Origin of the sequence: Streptomyces sp. NBC_01428 (genome assembly GCF_036231965.1) — a bacterium.
Lineage (GTDB): Bacteria > Actinomycetota > Actinomycetes > Streptomycetales > Streptomycetaceae > Streptomyces.
In genome coordinates, this window is sequence record NZ_CP109499.1 from 9,007,320 (window position 1) to 9,026,923 (window position 19,604).

General features: G+C 73.4%; 8 protein-coding genes and 1 pseudogene. 7 read left to right on the plus strand and 2 right to left on the minus strand.

Annotation, left to right across the window (positions count from 1 at the left end; translation table 11 throughout):
- Positions 1-3: 3 nt before the first annotated feature.
- A complete protein-coding gene (locus tag OG406_RS39150; protein ID WP_329183071.1) occupies positions 4-1,197 on the minus strand; it encodes an RNA-guided endonuclease InsQ/TnpB family protein in 1,194 nt (397 codons plus the stop codon).
- A 152-nt stretch (positions 1,198-1,349) separates the two neighbouring features.
- Here OG406_RS39150 and OG406_RS39155 point away from each other — a divergent pair, with 152 nt between their 5' ends.
- Positions 1,350-5,240: a non-ribosomal peptide synthetase gene (locus tag OG406_RS39155; RefSeq protein WP_329183069.1), complete on the plus strand. Its 3,891-nt coding sequence runs from the start codon at positions 1,350-1,352 to the stop codon at positions 5,238-5,240.
- A 70-nt stretch (positions 5,241-5,310) separates the two neighbouring features.
- Positions 5,311-6,057: a thioesterase II family protein gene (locus OG406_RS39160; protein WP_329183067.1), complete on the plus strand. Its 747-nt coding sequence runs from the start codon at positions 5,311-5,313 to the stop codon at positions 6,055-6,057.
- A 304-nt stretch (positions 6,058-6,361) separates the two neighbouring features.
- On the opposite strand, the gene OG406_RS39165 is transcribed toward OG406_RS39160, so the two are convergent.
- Complete coding sequence (locus tag OG406_RS39165; protein WP_329183066.1) at positions 6,362-7,879, minus strand: FAD-dependent monooxygenase; 1,518 nt, start codon at positions 7,877-7,879, stop codon at positions 6,362-6,364.
- A 434-nt stretch (positions 7,880-8,313) separates the two neighbouring features.
- On the opposite strand from OG406_RS39165, the gene OG406_RS39170 reads away from it, so the two are divergent.
- From OG406_RS39170 to OG406_RS39190, 5 genes and pseudogenes are all read left to right on the plus strand, one after another.
- Positions 8,314-8,628: a phosphopantetheine-binding protein gene (locus OG406_RS39170; protein ID WP_164370958.1), complete on the plus strand. Its 315-nt coding sequence runs from the start codon at positions 8,314-8,316 to the stop codon at positions 8,626-8,628.
- Entirely contained in the window at positions 8,625-9,875 is a 1,251-nt protein-coding gene (locus OG406_RS39175) for a cytochrome P450 (protein WP_329183063.1), read from the plus strand. The genes OG406_RS39170 and OG406_RS39175 overlap by 4 nt, the downstream gene beginning before the upstream one ends.
- Complete coding sequence (locus tag OG406_RS39180; protein WP_266621092.1) at positions 9,872-10,621, plus strand: thioesterase II family protein; 750 nt, start codon at positions 9,872-9,874, stop codon at positions 10,619-10,621. The genes OG406_RS39175 and OG406_RS39180 overlap by 4 nt, the downstream gene beginning before the upstream one ends.
- Positions 10,622-10,674: 53 nt before the next feature.
- A complete protein-coding gene (locus tag OG406_RS39185) occupies positions 10,675-13,827 on the plus strand; it encodes a type I polyketide synthase (protein WP_329183061.1) in 3,153 nt (1,050 codons plus the stop codon).
- A 75-nt stretch (positions 13,828-13,902) separates the two neighbouring features.
- Positions 13,903-19,602, plus strand: a pseudogene (locus OG406_RS39190) (SDR family NAD(P)-dependent oxidoreductase); the annotation flags it as partial.
- Between the last annotated feature and the right edge of the window lie 2 nt (positions 19,603-19,604).

Below are 19,604 nucleotides of genomic sequence, written 5' to 3' on the forward strand. Positions count from 1 at the left end.
TTCCTATGGCTCGCGCCGTGGGGTTTCCTGCTTCGTCGCCGACTGCCCGCCCGGAGTGCTCCGTTGAGGTCTTACACCAGCTCCACAGGCTGTCACCGCCAGTCCGGCGGCCAGCAGGTTCTTCGCCGCGTTCACGTCCCGGTCGTGGGTCGCGCCGCAGTCGCAGGTCCAGGTACGGACATGCAACGGCATCTGCTTCTTGAGGGTGCCGCAGCGGGAGCACAGTTTGGAGGAGGGGAACCACCGGTCGACGGCGATCACCTCGCGCCCGTACCACCGGGCTTTGTACTCCAGCAGGCTCCGGAAGTCTGCCCATCCCGCGTCCGAGATGGCTCGGGCCAGGTTCCGGTTTTTGACCATGTTGCGTACGGTCAGGTCCTCGATCACGAGCGTTTGGTTCTCACGTACGAGTCGAGTGGTCAGCTTGTGCAGGGTGTCACGGCGGCGGTCGGTGATGCGGGCGTGGATCTTCGCGACTCTGCGGCGGGCTTTGGCCCGGTTCGCGCCGCCACCGGAGGCCTTCTTCGCCAGTCGGCGCTGTGCCCTGGCCAGGGCAGCGCGGTCGCGGCGCTCGTGCCTCGGATTGGTGATCTTTTCGCCGGTCGACAGAGTCAGCAGGTGGTTCAGGCCGACATCGATACCCACGGCCGTGTCCGTTGCGGGCAGGGGCTGTACGGACGGATCGTCGCACAGCATCGAGACGAACCAGCGTCCGGCCGAGTCCTGGGAGACCGTCACCGTCGAAGGGGACACGCCGGCGGGCAGCGGCCTGGACCAGACGATGTCCAGCGGTTCACGCATCTTCGCGAGCGTCAGCCGGCCGTCCCGGAAACGGAACGCGCTGGTCGTGTACTCGGCGGACTTCCGCGACCTCTTCCGGGACTTGAACCTCGGATACTTCGCCCGGCGGGCGAAGAAGTTGGTGAACGCCACCTGCAGGTGCCGCAGGGCCTGCTGCAGCGGAACCGACGACACCTCGTTCAGGTAGGCCAGTTCCTCGGTCCTCTTCCAGGCCGTCAACATCGCCGAGGTCTGGTTGTAGTTCACCCGCTCCTGCCGCGTCCACGCCTGCGTCCGCGCGGCCAGCGCCAGGTTGTAGACCTTCCGCACACACCCGAACGTGCGCGACAGCTCGGCTGCCTGCGCATCAGTGGGACAGAAGCGGTACTTGAACGCCCGCTTCACGACAGTGGTCACAACTCACAAACTAGCGCCACCGTTTGTAGGAAAGCCGACGCGCTGGTCAGAGCGCTGTACTCCGCCTCGACGTCACATCAGCCCACACCCTGCTCCGCAGGAGACCGCTCTTTTCCCGGTCTGATGGCCGGGCTGCCCATGGAGGAGTTCCGATGATCCCGCTGTCATACGCCCAACGCCGCATGTGGCTCCTGCACCAACTGGAGGGCGGAGCGGCGACCTACAACATCTCGGCGGCGTTCCGGCTGACCGGCCCCCTCGACCAGGACGCCCTCACCGCCGCCCTGCGCGACGTGGCCGAACGGCACGAGATCCTGCGCACCCTGTACGCCCTCGACGACGCCGGCGAACCCTGCTCACGGCTCCTCGCCGCGACGGACACCGCACAGCAGGTCCGGGTGCGTGACGTGCCGCCCGCGGACGTGCCCGCCCTCATCGACGAGGCCGTCGCGCACCGCTTCGAGCTGACCGCCGAACTCCCGTGGCGCGCCGACATCCTGCGCTGCTCCCCGAACGAACACGTCCTGGTCCTGGTCATCCACCACATCGCCTCCGACGGCAGCTCCAGCGCCCCGATGATGCGCGACCTGTTCACCGCCTACACCGCCCGCACCCGGGGCGGCACACCCGACTGGGAGCCGCTGCCCGTGCAGTACAAGGACTACGCGCTGTGGCAGCGCGAGGTCCTGGGCGACCCCAGGGACGCGGGCAGCCTCGCCGCCGCCCAGGTCGAGTACTGGCGCAAGGAACTCGCCGGCGTCCCGCAACCGCTGAACCTCCCGCTGGACCGGCCCCGGCCCGCCGAGGCCGGCTCGCACGGCGACACCGTCCCCCTGCACGTCGACACCGCCACGACCACCGTCCTGCACCGGCTCGCCAAGGAACACGGCACCAGCATGTCGATGCTCCTGCAGGCCGCCCTGGCCGTCCTGCTCGGCAAACTCGGCGGCGGCGACGACGTGACGATCGGCTCCCCGATCGCCGGCCGCACCGACGAAGCCCTGGCCGACCTGATCGGCTGCTTCGTCAACACCCAGGTCCTGCGCGCCGACCTGGCCGACAACCCCGCCTTCACCAGCCTGCTGGCCCAGGTACGCGACAAGGCGCTGGCCGCCTACGAGCACCAGGACGTGCCCTTCGACGCGATCGTCGAGGCCATCAACCCCGAACGCTCCGCCGCCTACCAGCCGCTCTTCCAGGTGATCTTCTCCTGGCAGAGCTACGAGAAGCCCGGCTTCGAACTCGACGGCCTCGACGTCCGCTTCGAGCAGGCCATCCCCGAGACCGCCATGGTCGACCTCACCTTCTTCCTCACCACGGACGAGGCCGGAGCACTCCGCGGCGACCTGCAGTACGCCACCGACCTCTTCGACCGCGAGACCGCCCAGGAGATCTCCGCCCGCCTCACCCGCGTCCTGGAACAGTTCGCCGCCGACCCCTCCCTGCGCGTCAGCGACATCGACGTCCTCAACGCCCGCGAACACCAGCGCCTCACCGACGCCACCACCGCGGGCGCCCCGATCGAGGACACCACCCTGGCCGCCCTCTTCGAACGCCAGGCGGCCGCGCACGGCGACAGCGTCGCGGTGGTCTGCGAGGACACCACCCTCACCTACGGCGAGGCCAACGCCCGCGCCAACCGCCTCGCCCGCCACCTCGTCACCCGGGGCGTGGGCCCCGAGTCCCTGGTCGGCATCTGCCTGGAACGCTCCGCCGACCTCGTCGTCGCGATCCTCGCCGTCCTCAAGGCCGGCGGCGCCTACCTGCCCATCGACCCCGACTCCCCGGCCGACCGCATCGCCTACCTGATCCAGGACGCCGACCCCGTCCTCCTCCTCACCACCAGCACCACCCACGCCGCCCGCGACCTCGCCCCCCACCTGCCGCGCCTGCACCTCGACACACCCGACGCCCCCACCGAAACCGCCGACGCCGGTGACCTCACCGACGCCGAACGCCGCAGCCCGCTGCGCCCCGACCACCCCGCGTACGTGATCTACACCTCCGGGTCGACCGGCCGCCCCAAGGGCGTCCTCGTCCCGCACCGCAACGTCGTCGGACTCCTCACCGCCGCCCAGGACTTCGCCTTCGGCGCCGACGACGTGTGGACCCTCTTCCACTCCTACGCCTTCGACTTCTCCGTGTGGGAACTGTGGGGCCCGCTGCTGCACGGCGGCCGCCTGGTCGTCGTCCCCTACGACGTCTCCCGCTCCCCGGAGGACTTCCTGCAGCTCCTGGCCCGCGAACAGGTCACCGTCCTCAACCAGACCCCCTCCGCCTTCTACCAGCTCATCCAGGCCGACGCCCAGCACCCGGGCCGCGAACTGGCCCTGCGCTACGTGGTGTTCGGCGGCGAGGCCCTGGACCTGAACCGGCTCGGCGACTGGTACGAACGCCACGCGGACGACGCGCCCCTCCTGGTGAACATGTACGGCATCACCGAGACCACCGTGCACGTCACCCGCATCGACCTCGACGAGCACGCCGCCGCCCGCTACCGCGCCAGCGTCATCGGCCCGGCGATCCCCGGCCTCGCCGCCCACGTCCTGGACGCCGGCCTCAAGCCGGTACCCGCCGGCGTGACCGGCGAACTGTACGTCGCCGGCTACGGCCTGGCCCGCGGCTACCACGGCCGCCCCGGCCTGACCGCCTCCCGCTTCGTCGCCTGCCCCTTCGGCGCGCCCGGCGAGCGCATGTACCGCAGCGGCGACCTCGTCCGCCTCAGCCGGCACGGACAGCTGGAGTACGTCGGCCGCGCCGACTCCCAGGTGAAGATCCGCGGCTTCCGCATCGAGCTCGGCGAGATCGAACACGCCCTGGCCGGCCACCCCGCCGTCGCCGAGGCGGCCGTCCTGGTCCGCGAGAACGGCGACGGCGACAAACGCCTGATCGGCTACGTCGTCCCCGAACCCGGCACCGCACCGGACACCGCCGCGCTCACCGCCCACCTGCGCGAACGCCTGCCCGACTACATGGTCCCCGCCACCCTGATCACCCTGGAGCACATCCCGCTCACCTCCAACGGCAAACTCGACCGGCGCGCCCTGCCCGCCGAGGACACGGCCGCCGCCGCGACCGGCAGCGGACCGCGCAACTCCTACGAGGAACGGCTGTGCGCCCTGTTCGGCGAGCTGCTGGGCGTGGAGCAGGTCGGGGTCGACGACGGGTTCTTCGCGCTCGGCGGCCACTCGCTGCTGGCCACCCGCCTCAGCGTCCGCGTCCGCGGCGAGTTCGGCATCGACATCCCCATCAGGACGATCATCAAGTACCCCACGGTCGCCGAACTGGCCGCGCTGATGCTCGCCGGCGGTGTCCCCGCCGACGACGCCGACTCCTTCGCGGTCGTACTGCCCCTGAACAGCGACCCCGGCACCGGGAAGAAGCCGGTGTGGTTCTTCCACGGCGGCGGCGGCCTGGGCTGGGCCTACTACAGCTTCGTCACGCACCTGCAGGACCGGCCCGCCTACGCCCTGCAGTCCCGCGGCTCCGACGGCGCGGACACCCTCGCCTCCAGTGCGAAGGAGATGATCGACGACTACGTCACCCAGATCCTGCGCACCCAGCCCGAGGGCCCCTACAACCTCATCGGCTGGTCCTACGGCGGCACCGTCGTCCAGGCCGTCGCCGACGCCCTGGACCGGCTCGGACACCAGGTCGCCCTGGTGGCGATCCTGGACGCGCAGCCCGGCGGCCACGGATTCCGCGAGGTCCACGCCGGCAAGGACTCCGCCGACTACCGGGCCGAACTCGAGGACGACTTCAGCCAGTACATCCGCCTGGGCGGCCGGCAGGGCTTCCTGGACACCATGGCGAAGGTCCTCGCCAACAACGCCGCCCTGATGATGGACTTCGAATCGCCCGCCTACCGCGGCGACGTGCTGTATTTCAACGCGGCCCAGGAGGACACCTCCTACGCCCACCTGTGGCGGCCCTACGTCCTGGGCGCCCTGGACGTGCACACCATGAACGCCTCGCACCACGAGATGCACATGCCGGCGCCGGTCGCCGAGTTCTTCGAGATCGCCCGCGACCGGCTGGCATGACCGGCCGGCCGCCCGGTGCCCGGCACCGGACCGACACACGATCACACCGAACGGATGGGGGTGGGCCGCGGTGAGCGGACCCCGGACACAGCAGGAAGACCCGGAGCAGGCCACGCTGCTGTGCGTGCCGTTCGCGGGAGCAGGACCCTCGTTCTTCCACCCCTGGCGGGAGCTGTCCGCCGGCCGGTGGCGCGTCACCTCGGTCGAACTGCCCGGCCGGGAGCGGCGGATCCTGGACACGCCGTACCGCAACGTCGTCGAGGCGGCCAAGGGCTCCATCGACGACATCGTCGCCGACCTCGGCGAGGGCACCTCCACCGTGCTGTTCGGACACAGCCTGGGCGCGGTCCTCGCCTACGAACTCGCCCACCTGCTCACCCACCGCGGCGTGCACGTCGAGCGCCTGGTCGTCAGCGGCTCACCGGGCCCCTGGACCCAGCGCGAACGCCGTGCGACGGGCCTGCCCGACGAGGAGTTCCTCGCCCGCGTCGAGGAGTTCGCGGGTTTTCGGCACGAGGCCCTGGACCACCCGGAGATGCGGGAGCTGATCCTGCCGGTCCTGCAGGCCGACTGCGAGATGCACGAGAACTACGTCCCCTCCACCGACACCCCCCTCGCGGTGCCGGTCTGCTCCCTGCGCGGCGCCTGGGACGGGCTGGTCACCGCGGCCGAGGCCCGCCAGTGGCAGGACGCCACCACCGCCGGCTTCACCTACGCGGAGTTCCCCGGCGACCACATGTACCTCGTCGACCACGGCCGCGACATCCTGGACACCATCACCGCCCAGTCCGCCCAGTCCGCCCGGGACGGCCACTAGCCCCGCCCCGTACCCCGTGACGCCCTCAACTCCCTTGCCAGACAGGGCAGTTGAGGGCGTCGTCGGTAGCGGGGGAGGGGAGGGGAGGTGAAGGGGGGAGGGGAGATTGCGTACCCGGAGTCCCGCGGGGCCGGGGGGACCGGGGAGGCCGGCAGGCCCGCGAGGCCGGGGGCGGGGAGTGTCGGTCCGGGGCGGGGCCGGGTCCCGCCCCGGCGCGCCGGCCGCGCACGACGACGGCGGCGGCCGTCACGACCCTTCAGCGGGGTCGTGACGGCCGCCGTCACCCGACGGGGGAGCGGGGCGCTCAGGAGGGCGGCAGGCCGGGCCCGAACCAGGTGGTGAGCGCCCTGCGCAGGGCGGCGAGGTCGGGGCCGCCCGCAGTGGTGGCCCAGGCGACGTGGCCGTCGGGGCGGATCAGCAGGGCGGCGGGAGCGGGGATCTCACCGGCGGCGGGCACGAACCAGTGGTCGTCCTCGCTGACCGCCTCGACGACGTCGACGCGATCGGCCCAGGCGGCGGCCGCCGCCGTCACCTCCGCGCCCGCGCCCAGATCGAGCAGCACGGGCCGGCCCGCGTGCAGCAGTTCGCTGACACCGGTGATGCCGCCCGCCGTCTTGAGGTCCGCGTCGGGAACCCGGCGGCCCGACAGCAGGTGCCCGTCGTCGGCCGGGTAGCGGATGTCCAGGGCGGTGAGCATGTGCCGCAGATGCCGGTTGACGTCGTCGAAGACCATCAGCGAGCCGAACACCTCGCGCAGCGCGTCCGACTGCGGGCCGGGGCGGGCCAGCGCCGACTGCGCCCGGGTATTGTTCAGCACCCGCTCCGCGACCGGATGACGCTCGGCGTGGTAGCTGTCCAGCAGGCTCTCCGGAGCCCGGCCGCGCACCACCGAGGCCAGCTTCCACCCCAGGTTGACCGCGTCCTGCACGCCCATGTTCAGACCCTGGCCGCCGGCGGGGAAGTGGATGTGCGCGGCGTCCCCGGCGAGCAGCACCCGGCCCTGGCGGTAGCGGTCGGCCTGGCGGGCGGCGTCGTTGAACCGGGAGATCCAGCGCGGGCTGTGCATGCCGTAGTCGGTGCCGGCGAGCCGTACCAGCGAGTCCCGCAGCTGCTCGAAGCTGGGCGCCTCGTCACGGTCGGCGACCCGGTCGTACTCGGAGGTGATCACCCGGTACCAGCCGGGCTCGAAGGCGATCGCCGAGAAGTCGCCGCCCGCGCAGCGCCGGATCCACACGTAGTCCTCGGGCAGGCCGGGCAGTTCGACGTCGCCGATCAGCGCCGTCATCGTCGCCTCGGTGCCGGGGAAGCCGATGCCGGCCATTTTGCGCACCGTGCTGCGTCCGCCGTCGCAGCCCACCAGGTAGCGGGCGCGCAGCGTCCGCTGTCCGGGGCCGGCCGCACCCACCTGGACGCTCACGCCGTTCCCGTCCTGGTGGATCCCGGCGACCTCGGCGGAGCGCAGCACCCGCACGCCGAGTTCGCCCGCCCACTCCTCCAGCAGCCGCTCGATGGTGGACTGCAGGATCATCAGCGGATAGGGGTGACGGGACTCCGACTCCTCGAAGTCCAGGTAGAGGCCGGAGAAGTGGCCCACCGGCTGCAGTTCACCGGCCGCCAGGAACCGGTCCAGGACACCGCGCTGGTCCAGCACCTCCAGGGTCCGCGAGTGGATCCCGCCGGCCCGTGACTCGCCCGTACGCTCCGCGAGCCGTTCGAGGACCATCACGTCGACGCCCGCCAGCCGCAGCTCGCAGGCGAGCATCAGGCCCGTCGGCCCGGCACCCGCGATCACCACCTCGGCGTCCATGCCGGTGTCCCTCACGTCGTTCCCCCTTCGATTCCGCTGGGCCTTCGACGTCGTTGCGTCGCCTTCACGTTCACGCCCCCGCCCTCGGCCGGTCAACGCGGTCCCGCGCCCGCACGCGGCACGGCAGGGCGCACTTGCGCCGTCCCGCCGGCGGGACACCCCGCCCCGCGGCATCCCGCGCGGGGAAGGGGCCGGGGACGGTGCGCGGCGGGCAGCGTGCAGGCCGGCCCGTCCACCCTCAACCCCACCGGCCGGCCCCCACCGGGGCGGTGCCGGACCCGGTGTGGGCGGGGCCGGCGGCGGGTGACACTCCAGTCGGCCATGCGGCGAACGTGTCTCGCCGGCGGGACAGCACACCCGACCCCGGTGGCCGCGCGGACGGTGACGGCCCGACAGGTAAACACCGGACGCGAGCGGGCACTTTCGATCGGCGGAGGAAGGAACCGGCCATGGAATCGGCGCCGCAGGTGATCCACCCGCGAGGTGGACAGGACGAGACCGCACCACGCCAGGAGGCGCCCTCGGGCGGCCCGGTGCCGCTGGTGGACGAACTCGCCGCGCTGTGGGGGGAACTCCTCAACTGCCCCGAGGTGGGGCGGGACGACGACTTCTTCGCCCTCGGCGGCAACTCACTGACCGGCATCAAGATCATCGAACGGGTGGCGCAGGACTACGGCGTCCAGCTGTCCGTCCGCGACTTCTACCTGGCCCAGACCCCGGCCCGCGTCGCCGAACTGATCGAGCGGGAAAGGGCCCGGACATGAGACTGACGCCGGGTCCCGCGCGCGACATCGACCTCGATGCCGTCGACCTGTTCGACCTGGACCTCTACACGTCCGGCGACCCGCACCCCGTGTGGGACCTGATGCGCGCCAAGGCGCCCCTGCACCACCAGGTGCTGCCCGACGGACGGGAGTTCTGGTCGGTCACCCGCTACGAGGACGTGTGCCGTGTCCTGGGCGACCACCGCGAGTTCACCTCCGAACGCGGCACCGTCCCCACCCACCTCGGGCAGGACGACGTCGCCGCCGGCGTGCTGATGACCTCCACCGACCCGCCCCGGCACACCGAGGTCCGCAGGCCGCTGGGCTCCAAGCTCACCGCCCGCGCCGTCCGCTCCTGGGAGGACTCCATCCGCCGGACGGTGGTGCGCTTCCTCGAACCGGCCCTGGACGGCGAGGTGTTCGACCTCGCCGAGCGCGCCCTGCTCCTCCCGGCGATCGTCACCGGACCGCTGCTGGGCATCCCGGACAAGGACTGGGCCGAACTCGTCCAGCTGACCGCGATGGTCACCGCCCCCTCGGACCCGCACTTCCAACTGGGCAGCGAGGCCGCCACCCTGGCCATCTCCCACCACGAACTCGTCACCTACGTCACCGAGTGGGTCAAACGCCGCCGGGCCTCCGGCGACCAGGACGACAGCCTGCTCCACCACCTGATGAGCGTCCGCCCGGGCGGCGCACCGCTGAGCGACGAGGAGATCGCCCTCGACGGCTACAGCATCCTGCTGGGCGCCAACGTGACGACCCCGCACACCGTCTCGGGCACCGTGCAGGCCCTCATCGAGCGGCCCGAACAGTTCGACAAGGCCCAGGCCGACCCGACGCTGATCCCCAACCTCGTCGAGGAAGGGCTGCGCTGGACCTCGGCCGCCTGCAACTTCATGCGCTACGCCGTCACCGACGTCCCCATAGCGGGCGGCATCATCCCCGCCGGCGCCGCGGTCGTCGCCTGGATCGGATCGGCCAACCGGGACGCCTCCCAGTTCCCCGACCCGCACACCTTCGACATCACCCGCCCCAACGCCAAACGCCAGGTCGCCTTCGGCTTCGGCCCGCACTTCTGCATCGGCGCACCGCTGGCCCGCCTGACCCTGCGCGTCTTCTTCGAGGAACTCCTCGACCGGTTCGCCTCCCTCGACCTCGCCGGCGAACCGGAACACCTGCGCTCCTACTTCATCGCCGGCATGACCCACCTGCCCATCGCCGCCCAGAAACGGCCCACCCCATGACCGCCGCCCCCGCCACCGCCCCCTCACCGTGGTTCGTGCGGCCCCCCGCACCCCCCGTACCCGGCGGGCCGGCCACCCGCCTGTTCTGCCTGCCCTTCTCCGGCTCCGGGGCCTCCGCCTTCAGCGCCTGGCCGGCCACCGTCGGCGACGCCGAGGTCTGCCCCGTGCAGTTCCCCGGCCGCGAGAACCGCCTGGCCCACCCCCACTACGGCACCTACGAGCAGCTCGCCGCCTCCCTCGTCGACGCCCTCACCCCCCTGCTGGACACCCCGTTCGCGTTCTTCGGGCACTGCGCGGGCGCCCTGCCCGCCTACGAGAGCGTCCTGCTGCTGGCCGAACTCGGCCTGCCCACCCCGCAGTGCCTGTTCGTGTCGGGCCAGCCCGCCCCCCACGAGGCCGCCCGCGACCGGATGCTCTCCCTGACCGACGACGAACTGCGCACCGAACTGGAGACGTTCCTGCGCGGCCGGGGCATCGAACCCCGCCCCGACATGATCGACATGGGCATGTTCGTCCTGCTGCGCGACCACGCCGCCGCAGGCGCCTACCGGCGCACCGAACCCGCCCGCGTCGACTGCCCCGTCGTCGTCCTGCACTGGAGCCAGGACGAGGACGTCAGCCTCGAAGACCTCCAGGGCTGGCGCCACTACGCCGACTCGGTCGAGATCCGGGTCGTCGAGGGCGGCCACTACGACTTCATGGACGCGCCGCAGGACCTGCTCACCACACTCGCCCGCGGACGATGAACGCGCCGCGGCCCGGCGCGGGCCGTGCGCCGAGGCAACCGGAAGGGATACGTATGAGTGGCACAGCCACTGCCATCGCCGTCATCGGGATGTCGTGCCGCTTCCCCGGCGTCGACGGCCTGGACGCCTTCTGGCGCCTGCTGACCGAGGGCGAGTCGACCCTGGGAACGTTCCCCCCGCAGCGGGCGGCCGACGCCCGCCCCTTCCCTGCCGGCCACCCGGACGCCGACACCCTCACCACGGGCTCGTTCTTCGACGCCGTCGACGGCTTCGACACCGACTTCTTCACCACCGGCGCGGCCGAGGCCGCGGCCATGGACCCCGCCCAGCGGCTGGGACTCGAACTGGCCTGGGAGGCCGTCGAGGACGCCCGCATCCCCGCCCACGCGCTCGCCGGCCGCGACATCGACGTCGTCGTGGGCAGCGCACCCTCCGGCTACGAACTGCTGCGCACCCTCTCCGGCGCCGACCGTGACGACCACTACGCCGCGCTCGGCTCCAGCGGTGCTCTGATCGCCAACCGGATCTCCGCCCTGTTCGACGTGCGCGGCCTGAGCGTGTGCGCGGACTCCGGCCAGTCCTCCTCCCTGGTGTCGCTGGCCCTGGCATGCGACCGGATCGCCGCCGGCGCCGTCGACATGGCGATCGCCGGCGGCGTGCACCTGATCGTCGACCCGCAGGCGGGACTCGGCCTGGCGAACCTGGGCGCCCTGTCACCCGAGGGACGCTGCTTCACCTTCGACGAACGCGCCGGCGGCTTCGCCCGCGGCGAGGGCGGCGCGTTCGTCGTCCTCAAACGCCTCGACCTCGCCGTCGCCGACGGCGACCCCGTCCACGCCGTGGTCCGCGGCTGGGGCGTGAGCAGCGGCGGAGCCTCGACCCGGATGCCCGACCCCAGCCCCGAAGGACAGGCCGCCGCCATCCGCGCCGCCCTGCGGCGCGCGGACATCGACTTCGACAGCGTGGACTACGTCGAGGCCCACGGCACCGGCACCCGGCTCGGCGACCCGGCCGAGATCGCCGGCCTGCGCGCGGTGTCCGAACACAGCGGCCGCAGCCGCCCCCTGGTCGTCGGCTCGGTGAAGACCAACGTCGGACACCTGGAGCCGGCCGCGGGCATCACCGGCCTGGTCAAGACGGCACTGTGCGTGGAGCGCGGCCACCTGGTGGCCAGCCTCAACTTCCGCACCCCCAACCCCGCCATCCCCGACTTCCTCGACGACTTCGAGGTCCTCTCGGCCCCCCGGCCCTGGCCCGGCACACCCGGCCGGCCGCGCCGCGCCGGCGTGTCCGCGTTCGGCATGGGCGGCACCAACGCCCACGTCATCCTCGAACAGGCCCCCACCCCGGCCCCCGCACCCCAACTCCCCGCCAACGAGGAGGACATGAGCCCGGCGGGCGGCTTGGGGACACTCCCGTGGGTGCTGTCCGCCCGCACGCCGCAGGCCCTCGCCGAACAGGCGGCCCGCCTGCGCGACCACGTGGCCGCCGACCCCTCGCTCAGCGCCGCCGACGTGGGCCACTCGCTGCTCGCCACCCGGGCACGGTTCGAGCACCGCGCCGTGGTCCTGGGCGAGAGCCGCCAGGAAGCACTGGAGGGCCTGGCCCTGCTCGCCGCCGGCGCCGCCGCGGCCCGCACGGTCCGCGGCACGGCGAGCGGCGCGAGGGGCCCGGTCGTCTTCGTCTTCCCCGGCCAGGGATCCCAGTGGCCCGCCATGGGCAGACAGCTCTACACGCAGTCACAGGTCTTCGCCCGCTCGATCGACGCCTGCGCCAAGGCTCTTGAGCCGTTCGTGGACTGGTCGCTGGTGGACGTCGTGACCGGCGCGCCGTCGGCCGCCCCGCTGGAGCGGGTGGACGTCGTCCAGCCGGCCCTGTTCGCGATGATGGTGTCGCTGGCCGAACTGTGGCGCTCCCTCGGTGTGGTCCCCGACGCCGTGATCGGGCACTCCCAGGGCGAGATCGCCGCGGCCTGCGTCTCGGGCGCCCTCACACTGGACGACGCGGCACGCGTCGTCGCCCTGCGCAGCCAGGCGCTGAAGGCACTGGCCGGACTCGGCGGGATGAGCGCGGTCGCCGCCCCCCGGGCCTGGGTCCAGGAACGGCTGGAGCACTGGCCGGGCCGGCTGTCGACGGCCGCCGTCAACGGGCCCGCGTCCGTGGTGATCTCCGGGGACGACGAGGCACTCGACCAGTTCGCCGCCGAGGCCGCCGCCGACGGGGTCCGGGTGCGACGGGTCAAGGTCGACTACGCCTCCCACTCCCACCACGTCGAACGCATCCGGGAACACCTCCTCGCCGACACCGCGGGCATCGCACCGCGGGAGGCGGCGGTCACCTTCCACTCCACGGTCACCGCGACCGCCCTGGACACCCGCACCCTGGACGGCTCCTACTGGTACGACAACCTGCGCTCGCAGGTCCGCTTCGCCGACGTCGTCGACACCCTGATGCGCGAACCCGGCGCGGTGTTCGTCGAGGTCAGCCCGCACCCCGTGCTCCAGGTGGCGATGGAGGAGGCCGCGGACACGCTGGTGGCCCCGCCGCTGCTGGCGAGCACCCTGCACCGCCGCGACGGCAGCGCCGCAACGGTGCTGGCCTCCCTGGCCCAACTCCACGTGCGGGGTGTGCCGGTGAACTGGACGCCCGCGTTCGCCGGACACCGCCCGCGCACCGTCCCCCTGCCCTCCTACCCCTTCCAGCGCCGCCGGTACTGGCTGACCGCCCCCGACGGCCCGGACGGCCCCGGCATCCCGGCGGCCGCCGCACCCGCCCCGGGCACCAGGACCGCGGACCTCACCTCGCAGGCGGCGGTACTGGCCCTGGTGTGCGCCGAGACGGCGGCCCTGCTGGGCGTCAAGGACGCGGGCATCACGGGCGCCGACATCGCGGCCCGCCCCGAGGACACCTTCAAGGCGCTGGGCTTCGACTCCGCGATGGCGGTGGGCCTGCGCGGCCGGCTCGCCGCGGCGGCGGGCCTGCGCCTGCCGGCCACCGTCGCGTTCACCTACCCCACCGCGCACGCGCTCGCCCGCCACCTCTTCACCCTGCTGCAGCCGCAGACGCCCGCCGCCCCGCGGCCGGACACGCAGCCGCCGGCGGCCGAGGAGACGCGGCAGGCCCCGGATGTGCCGGACGTGCCGGGCGGGCCGCAGAGCGGCAGTGACGACGATCTGTACGCGCTGATCGAGCGCGGATACGTGTAGCAACACCGTTCGTATTGGCAACTGTTGGGGGAGGCCCTGGTGGAGGATGTCGACAAGCTCCGGTCCTACTTGCGACGCGCCGTCGGCGACGCGCAGGAGCTGCGTGAGCGGGTGCGCGAGCTGGAGGAGTCCGCACGCGAGCCCATCGCGGTCGTGGGCGTGGGGTGTCGCTTCCCGGGCGGGGTGACCTCGCCCGAAGGGCTGTGGGACGTCGTGTCCGACGGCGTGGACGCGATGGGCGACTTCCCCCGCGACCGCGGCTGGGACCTGGACGCGCTGTACGACCCGGACCCCGAGGCACACGGCAGGACGTACACCCGCACCGGCGGATTCCTGGACGGCCTCGCCGAGTTCGACGCGCCGTTCTTCGGGATCAGCCCGCGCGAGGCGCTGGCGATGGACCCCCAGCAGCGCCTCATGCTGGAGACCTCCTGGGAGGCGCTGGAGCGGGCGGGCATCGACCCGGCCGGCCTGCGCGGCTCGCCGACCGGCGTGTTCACCGGCCTGTACGCCGTCGACTACGGCCCGCGGATGGGCGGCGGGGCGGCCGGCGACGTGGAGGGCTTCGCGATCGCCGGCACCTACACCAGCGTCGCCTCGGGCCGGGTGGCCTACGTCCTGGGGCTGGAGGGCCCGGCCCTGTCCACCGACACCGCCTGCTCGTCCTCGCTCGTCGCCGTCCACCAGGCCGTGCGGTCCCTGCGTTCGGGGGAGTGCACGCTGGCCCTGGCGGGCGGGGTCTCCACGCTGCCCACGCCGGGCCTGTTCGTGGAACTCGCCCGCCAGCGGGGCCTGTCCGAGGACGGCCGGTGCAAGGCGTTCGCGGACGCCGCGGACGGCACCGGCTTCTCCGAGGGCGCGGGCGTCCTGGTCCTGGAGAAACTCTCCGACGCCCTGCGCAACGGCCGCCGTATCTGGGCGGTGATCCGCGGCTCCGCGGTCAACCAGGACGGCGCCTCCAACGGGCTGACCGCGCCCAGCGAACTGGCGCAGCGGCGCGTCATCCGCGCCGCCCTGGCCGACGCCGCACTGCCCGCCGCCGCGGTGGACGCGGTGGAGGCGCACGGCACCGGCACCCGGCTGGGCGACCCGATGGAGGCTGAGGCCCTGCTCGCCACCTACGGCCAGGACCGGGAGGCGGACCGCCCGCTGTGGCTGGGGTCGCTGAAGTCGAACATCGGCCACACCCAGGCGGCGGCCGGGGTGGGCGGCATCATCAAGATGGTCATGGCGATGCGGCACGGGGTGCTGCCCCGCACCCTGCACGTCGACCGCCCCTCCAGCCATGTCGACTGGACGGCCGGCGCGGTGCGACTGCTCACCGAGGCCCGCGACTGGACCGGCACGCCCGAGCGGCCCCGCCGGGCCGGGGTGTCCAGCTTCGGCATCAGCGGCACCAACGCCCACCTCATCCTCGAACAGCCCCCGCACGACACCGGACAACCCCATGACAACCACGGCCGCAGTGACGGCCACGGTGTCGGTATCGGCACGGGTGCGGGTGTGGCCGGGCAGGCCCCCGACGCCGTACCGGCCGCCCGCACACCCGCCGGCACACCCGCCTCCCCGCCCGCCACCGCCCCGCCGGCCACCGCGGCCCCGGGCGGTGTGCTGCCGTGGGTGCTGTCGGCGAAGTCCCCGGAGGCCCTGCGCGGCCAGGCCCGGCTGCTGCACGAGCGCCTCACGGCCGCCCCCGGTCTGCCGCTCGACGCCCTCGGACACGCCCTGGTGAGCACCCGCTCCCTGTTCGACCACCGCCAGGTGGTGATCGGCACCGGCCGCCAGGACCTCCTGGCCGCCCTGGCCGCCGTCGCCGCCGGCGAGGACAACAGCCCCGCCGCCCTGGTGTCGGGCGTCGCGAAACCGGCCGGCCGCACCGTCTTCGTGCTGCCCGGACAGGGCGCCCAGTGGGTCGCGATGGGCCGGGAACTGTGGGAGACCTCCCCGGTCTTCGCCCAGGCGCTGCGCGCCTGCGCCAAAGCCCTGGAGCCGTATGTCGACTGGCCGCTGATCGACACCGTGTGCGGCGGCCCGGACGCCGCCGACCTGGACGACATCGACGTCGTCCAGCCGGCCCTGTTCGCCGTGATGGTCGCACTGGCCCAGGTGTGGCGCTCGCTGGGTGTGACACCCGACGCGGTCATCGGCCACTCCCAGGGCGAGATCGCCGCCGCCCACATCGCCGGCGCCCTGACCCTGGACGACGCCGCCAGGATCGTCGCCCTGCGCTCCCGGCTGCTGGCCACCGCCGCCGGACAGGGCAGCATGGCCGCGATCCTGCTGCCCGAACAGCGGGTGGCTGAACTGCTGGAGCGGTGGGCGGGCCGGGTCGGCATCGCCGCGGTCAACGGACCGGGCTCCACGACCGTCTCCGGCGAGAGCACCGCGGTACGGGAACTGGTCGCCGCCTGCGAGGCCCAGGGCGCCCGCGCCCGCCTGGTCAAGTCCAGCGTGCCCGGCCACTCCCGGCTCATGGACCAGTTCCACGACGCGCTCCTCGACGGCCTGGGCCGCATCACGCCCCACCCGACCACGGTGCCGATCTACTCCACGGTGACCGGCGACCTGATCGACCCCGCCGCCCTGGACAGCGCCTACTGGTTCCGCAACCTGCGCGAACCCGTCCGCTTCCACGCCGCCATGCGGCGCCTGGCCGCCGAACAGCCCACCGGCACCGTCATCGAGCTCAGCCCGCACCCGCTGCTCACGATGAACATCCAGGAGATCCTCGACACCACCCCCGGCGCCACCGGCTTCGCGGTCGGCTCACTGCGCCGCGGCGAGGGCGGACTCGCCCGCCTGTACCGCTCGGCCGCCGAAGCCTTCGTCGCCGGCACCCCGGTGGCCTGGCAGGCCGCCTTCCCCGGCCAGGACGGCCCGCCGCCCGACCTGCCCACCTACGCCTTCCAGCGCCGCCGCTACTGGCTGGACACCCCCGGCGAGTCCACCGCCCTGTCCACCTCCGACCACCCCCTGCTCGACGCCGTCGTCGACCTGCCCGCAGGCGCCGACGCCACCGGCGGCGGTGTGGCGGCCCGCGGACGCCTGTCGCTGGAACGCCACCCCTGGCTCGCCGAGCACACCGTCCACGGCGCCGCCCTGGTCCCCGCGACCGTGCTGGCCGAACTCGCGGCATGGGCTGCGGACAAGGCCGGCTGCCCCGCCGTCGGCGAACTCACCCTGGAGACACCCCTGGTGCTCTCCCGCACCGCCGAACGCGACCTGCGCGTCGTCATCGACGCGGACCGCGTCCTGAGCGTGCACTCCCGCGCCGACGGCGAGACCCGCTGGACCCGCAACGCGGTGGGCACCGCCACCCCCGACACCTCGGCGGCCCCCGGCGCCTCGGCCGGTCCTGTGCCGGAGAGCCTGGCCGTGTGGCCGCCCACAGGCGCCGACCCCGTCCCCTTCGAGGACGAGTACACCCGCCTCGCCGCCCTCGGCATCCACCACGGACCCCTGCTGCGCGGCCTGACCAAGGTGTGGCGCCGGGGCGAGACCCTGTTCGCCGAGGTCGAACCCGCCCCCGACGGCACCGGCCGGACCGGTTTCCGGATCGACCCCGCCCTGCTCCACGCGGCGCTCCTGCCCGTCGGCCTGGGCGAGTTCGTCGACACCACCCGCCCCGAGGGCTGGCTGCCGCTGCGCCTGACGGGCCTGCGCGTCAGTGCCGCCCGCCCCGGCCCGCTGCGCGTGCGCCTGGCCCCCGCGGGGCCGGACACGCTGTCGGTGAGCATCGCGGACCAGCACGGAACACCCGTCGCCTCCATCGCCGCCCTGACCCTGGCCCCGGCGGACGCGGGACAGCTGACCGCGCTGGGCTTCGACACCCGCGACGCCCTCTTCCGGATCGACTGGACGCCCCTGCCCGTCCCGGCCACCACCGGCCCCTACGCGGTCCTCGCCGCACCCGGCAGCCCGCCCGCCGCCCCTCCCGCACAGGGCGACACCGTGTTCGCCTCGCCGGCCCAACTCGCCGCCTCCGGACGGGAGATACCCCCGCTCGTCATCACCGCCCTCGACGACCCGGAGACCCGCACCGGCAGCGACGCGGAGGTTCCGGCCGCCACCGAGCGGGCCCTGCACCGCGTCCTCGGCCGGGCCAAGGACTGGCTCGCCGACGACCGGTTCTCCGCCTCCCGCCTGGTCCTGGTGACCCGCGGCGCGTTCGGCGACGGCCCCGGCGCCCCCGCCGACCCGGTGGCCGCCGCGGTCTGGGGATTCCTGCGCACCGCGCAGACCGAGAACCCGGGCCGCTTCACCCTCGTCGACACCGACGGCCTGCCCGCCTCGCACGCCCTGGTCCCGGCGGCCGCCGCCACCGCGGAGGCCCAGCTCAAGATCCGCGCCGGCGCCGTGACCACCCCGCAGCTGGCCCCCCTGCCCGACCCCGCCACCACCGGCGACACCCGCACCGGCGAACAGGACACACCCGCGCTCGGATCGGGCACCGTACTGATCACCGGCGGCACCAGCGGCCTGGGCGCGCTGCTGGCCCACCACCTCGTACGACGGCACGGCGTGCGACGCCTGCTGCTGACCAGCAGGCGCGGACCGGACGCCCCCGGCGCGGCACAACTGCACGAGGAACTGGCCGCCGCGGGCGCCCAGGTGGAGATCGTCGCCTGCGACGTCACCCACCGCGCCGCGGTCGCCGCCCTGATCGCCGCACGCCCGGCCGGCCACCCGCTGTCCGCGGTGATCCACTGCGCCGGTGTCCTCGACGACGGCGTCGTCGAGGCCCTCACCGAGGACCGCGTGGACGCGGTCCTGGCACCCAAGACGCACGGCGCCTGGAACCTGCACGAGCTGACCCGGCACCTGGACCTGTCCGCGTTCGTCCTGTTCTCCTCCGTCGCCGGCGTGCTGGGAACCGCCGGACAGGCCAACTACGCGGCCGCCAACGCCTTCCTCGACGCCCTCGCCGACGCCCGCACCGCCGCCGGACTGCCCGCCACCGCACTGTGCTGGGGCTTTTGGTCCCAGCGCAGCGAGATGAGCGCCGACCTCGCCGACGCGGACATCGTCCGCCTGCAACGCCAGGGCATCCAGCCCATGTCGACGGACCAGGGACTCGCCCTCTTCGACGCGGCACTGCACGCGCACCGCCCGGTCCTGGTGCCCACCCGCCTGCACCGCCCCGCCCCCGGCACACCCGCCGTCCCGGTCTCCCCGCTGCTGCGCGCCCTGACCGGCACACCGGCGACGACGGACGGCCCCGCCGGCCCCGAGCCGGCCGGCACCACGCTCGCCGAGCAGCTCGCCGGCCTCTCGCCCGCCGACGCGCAGACCCTGCTCCTGGACACCGTCCGGGCACAGACCGCGGCCGTCCTGGGCCACCCGGACACCACACGGATCGGCCCGGCCGCCACGTTCCGCACCCTGGGGATCGACTCGCTCACGGCGCTGGAACTGCGCAACAAACTCTCCGCGGTCACCGGCCTGAAGCTGCCCGCCACGCTCGTGTTCGACCATCCCACCCCGGGCGCCCTCGCCCAGTTCCTCACCGGGAGCATCGCCCCCGGACCCGCCCAGGAGCCCGAGTCGGCGGCCGGTCATCTGGCCCAGGAGATCGAGGAACTGGGCGCCCGGCTGGAGGACGCGTTCCTGCTCCTCGCACACAAGGACCAGACCACCATTTCCACTCTGCTCGGCGAGCTCCAGGGCCGAGTCCGTTCACTGGCGGGCGCCGGATCACCGGTCGGCATCGCCGACCAGATCAGTTCGGCCTCGGCGGGAGACCTTCTCGCGCTGCTGGACAAAGAGCTCGGCTAGGG